Source organism: Oleiphilus sp. HI0132, from assembly GCF_001635845.1.
In genome coordinates this window covers 1-1071 of record NZ_LWGJ01001856.1, presented here as the reverse complement: position 1 = coordinate 1071, position 1071 = coordinate 1, and the positions used below count along the sequence as shown (strand labels likewise).

1 pseudogene is annotated in these 1071 nt (G+C 42.6%); it reads left to right on the top strand.

The features are described 5' to 3' along the window. Positions 1-1071: pseudogene (locus A3766_RS31740) on the top strand (hypothetical protein); the annotation flags it as partial.

The window sequence follows — 1071 nt, the reverse complement described above, 5'->3', positions numbered from 1 at the left end:
AGTATGGGTCTATGGTTTCGGTCTTGATGAGTTAACGTTGCTCAAGACTGGTCGTGATCTCGATATAGACCTTAATTCAAAGAGTGGTGTTACTGGTTGGAATCCGCCTTCCAATAGCTTCGAGGGTGCTGCCTACGAATATCTCGTTACAGACGTCGCGAGAATTGTAGTCAATGATGCTGGCACTTCGCTAAACGAGCCATTTGTTGCTGAAGGTGATGAGCTTGATGCGGGTGTTGAGGTTATCGGTAAAATTCATATTCGATATATCTCTAATCCTTCTCTAGCGGATAGTGATGGTGACGGGCTTACTGATTATACCGAGCTCATGCTGATTGAGAAAACCTATGGTGATACCCGTTTTGATATTAATCCGCTCGATATCAATACAAGTTACCAGGAGCTGGAATCCAACGAAGAAAACTTTAAAGTATCTGACCCTTTAAGGGCTGATACCGATGGGGATGGCCTTAGTGATGGCGATGAAGACATAGATGATGATCTGTATGTCAACGACTTAGATCAAAATAATGAAGATTCTTCAGTTATTGTTGCAGATACTGATTTTGATGGATTGCCGGATGGTATTGAAGTGCTGCTTACCCAAAGTAATCCTGCTAAGAACGATACAGATGGAGATGGCTTGTTTGATGGCAATCAAAATAATGACACCGAATCTCGTTATGAAGTTATTTATGATTCCGCAAACCCTCCGAGATTAATTGAGAGCACAGCCTCTTGTAATGCTGATGAATATCGACTTAGTAACATAGGAAACAGTGAATATTGCGTTCAACTTTCATATATATCAGACCCGTCAAAGATAGATAGTGATGCAGACGGCGTACCTGATCGGTACGTCACGGAAAGCTCGAAAGAGATGTTTGATCATTTTCCACTTGATAGGAGTTGTCATAGATTAACTGATGGCGTAATTGATAATGATGATCCTTCTGACAGGAAGTGCTATTCCGCGTGGATGGCGGGGCAGGCCTCTATCGACCAAGTTCGCAATGGCAGCTGGGATGATATAAGTGCAGGGAGTCAAAATGTCGTAACGTTTTCCGGTAA